Origin of the sequence: Spirillospora sp. NPDC049652 (assembly GCF_040675125.1) — a bacterium.
GTDB lineage: Bacteria > Actinomycetota > Actinomycetes > Streptosporangiales > Streptosporangiaceae > Spirillospora.
In genome coordinates, this window is the sequence record NZ_JBFAOF010000906.1 from 1 (window position 1) to 2,876 (window position 2,876).

Annotated in this window: 2 protein-coding genes; both read right to left on the reverse strand. The window is 72.5% G+C overall.

From position 1 onward, the window contains the following. Positions 1-60: 60 nt before the first annotated feature. On the reverse strand, positions 61-1,329 hold the full coding sequence (locus tag AB0J52_RS34670; protein ID WP_500187126.1) for a CLIPPER-2 domain-containing protein: 1,269 nt from the start codon (positions 1,327-1,329) through the stop codon (positions 61-63). A 319-nt stretch (positions 1,330-1,648) separates the two neighbouring features. Beyond that, positions 1,649-2,876, reverse strand: a 1,228-nt coding sequence (locus tag AB0J52_RS34675) for a CLIPPER-2 domain-containing protein (protein WP_500187127.1), incomplete at its 5' end; no start/stop codon positions are given.

Here is a 2,876-nt window from a genome sequence, read left to right on the forward strand (position 1 = left end):
CGAGCACGGCGAAGGCCGACGCCGTCGCCGTGCTCGCGGCACCGTGCCGACTGGTCGTGGCTATCCGGTCACGGCGACGTGCCCGTAGGCGGTGGCCGACGTCCACCTGGAGCACACCGGCTCCCTCCACCCGGACGGGTGGCCCACGGAGTAGGCCCTGTTCCGAATGGACCCGGCCCTCACGTCGTGCCGGGTGACGCGGTAGGAGGCCGAGCACGTCGCCGACTCCCCGGGCCGCAGCGTCCGCTGTGAGCAGCGGATCTCCGACAGGCCGCGCAGGCGGTCCACGACGCCGACATGGCGCAGCGTGACACCGCCGGTGTTGGTCACGCGGTAGCCGAACCGCAGGACCTGCCCCGCTCGCCAGAACGTCGTCGGACGGACGCTCTTGCGCAGGCCGATCCGCGCGCGCACGGCGTGGACGGCGGTCTCGGCGGGCTCCGACCGGACGGACTCGCCGTTCTCGGTCCGGCCGCACGCGACCGCCACGTTGCGGACGTGCCCGCGCTTCACGTCCTTCCACGTGGTGCGGTAGGTGGCGGAGCAGTGCGTGCTCGCCCCGGCGTCCAGCGTCCTCGCGTCGCAGTGGACCGCCGACAGGCCGGGCAGGTGGTCGATGATCCCGACCTCGTGCAGGGGGACGTCACCGTCGTTGGTCACGTGGTACCCGAACCGGATGGTCTGGCCCGCGCCGCCGAAGACCCGCGGGTGGGCCTCCTTCCTCACCTTGAGCGCCGCGTTCCCCGCGAACCGGACGGTGACCGCCGACTCCTCCGAGTAGGCGGGCGGCAGGCCGTTCGGTGTGACGCCGCGCGCCACCGCAACGTTGTGGATCGAGCCGGCCCGGACGTCGGCGTCCGTCGTGCGGTAGGTGGCCGTGCAGTCGATGCTCTGGTCCACGAGCAGGCTCGTCGTGGGGCATTCCACGGCGGGCAGCCCCGGCAGGTCGTCCATGACGACGACGTTGATCAGGGGCCAGGTCCCGATGTTGGAGACGTGGTAGTGGAACCTGACGGGCTGCCCCGGCCCGGTGAAGGTCATCGGGTCGGCGGTCTTCTCCAGCGCGATGCCGGAGAGGACGTCGAGCGGCCTGGGGAACCACGGGTGGCCGTGGTGCCGCGGATGGCCGTGATGGTGCCGCGGATGGCCGTGGTGCCCGGGCGGATACGGGTCGGCGGAGCCGGCCGTCCTCGTGGCGGTGTCCGCGCGCGCCTCGACGGCCGCCGCGGGGACGGCCACCGAGACCATCGCGCAGCAGAGCGCGCCGACGGTGAATGCTTTCGTCCTGCTCAGATGGCGGAACCCTCCGCCCGGGCGTGCAACGCCCATACTTCCCCCCGTTTCGACGTGATCGGCATGCCGGGTGGCCGCCTCGCCGTCCGCGGCCAGGAGCGCCGTCACGGTCGCCGCCGTGTCCGCGCCCCACCCATGATCAATACGGTAGGTGGCGTACCCATCACAGATCGTTAGGAATCGCGTTTTCCGGGATGATCCGCGCGAGAACCGGAGACACGAGACCGGAGCCGGAGACCCGGAGCCGCGCGCTCCGGAGACGCGGGACCCGGAGACGCGAGAACACGGCGGCGAGGAGGTCTCGCCGCCGTGCTCTCGTACCGTCACGCGCGGACCGCGCGGAAGGCGCTCTCGGTCAGCCGGTGACCGGGACGTGCCCGTAGGCGGTCGTCCTGGCCGGCCTGGAGACCAGCGGAACACGCGATCCCGGCGGTGTCCCCTCCGCGACCGCGCGGTTCCGCACGGCCCTGGCCCTCAGGTCCCTGGCCCGGACGCGGTACGTCGCGGTGCAGGTCATCGACTCCCGCGGCGCGAGCGTCCGCTTCGGGCAGCTGACGGCCGACAGACCGCGCAGGGCGTCGTCGACCCGGACGTTCCGCAGCGTCACCGACCCCGTGTTGGTCACCCGGTAGCTGAAGCGGAGGACCTGCCCGACGTGCGAGAAGGTCTTCGGCCGGACGCTCTTGCGCACCCTGATCCCGCCCTTGCCGGACTTGTGCACCGTGGACGTGGACGGAGGAGACTCGACGACCTCTCCGTCGGGTGTCGTGCCGTGCGCCGTCGCGGAGTTGCGGATCGAACCGCGCCTCACGTCCTCCTCGGTCGTGGTGTAGGTGGCCGTGCAGGTCATGCTCTCGCCCGGCGCGAGTTCCGAGCGCGGGCACGAGACGTCCGACAGGCCGTTCATCCGGTCGGTGACGGCGATGTCCGCGAGCGGCGCCGACCCGGTGTTCGTCACCCGGTAGGAGTAGCGGATCTCCTGGCCCGCCCGGGAGAACGTCCGGGGCGTGGAGCTCTTGTGGACGCTCATGCCCGCGCGCTCGTGAGGCTCGAACGGGACGGTGACCTCCGCATCGGGCGACTCGACGGGCTCGCCGCCCTCCGGCCGGCCGTGCGCGGTCGCCGAGTTGCGGACGCTCCCGCGGTCGACGTCCGCCTGCGTCGTCGTGTAGGTGGCGCGGCAGGTCGTGCTCGCCCCGGGCGCCAGGCTCGTCGCGTCGCAGACGACGGCCGACAGGCCGTCGAGCCGGTCGGTGACGCCGATCTCGTCCAGCGGCACGTTGCCGGTGTTGGTGACGCGGTAGGTGTACTCGATCGTCTCGCCGGCGCGCGAGAAGGTCTCCGGCTCGGCCGACTTCTCGACGCGGATCGCCGGGTTGGGCTCAGCCGTGACGGTCACGTCCGAGGACGGCGACTCGATGGGCCCGGACCCGCCGGGCGGCGTGCCGTGCGCCGTCGCGCTGTTGCGGATGGAGCCGCGCTCCATGTCCTGCTGGGTCACCTGGTAGGTGGCGCGGCAGGTCGTGCTCGCCTCGGGCGCCAGGCTCGTCGCGTCGCAGACGACGGCCGACAGGCCCGGCAAA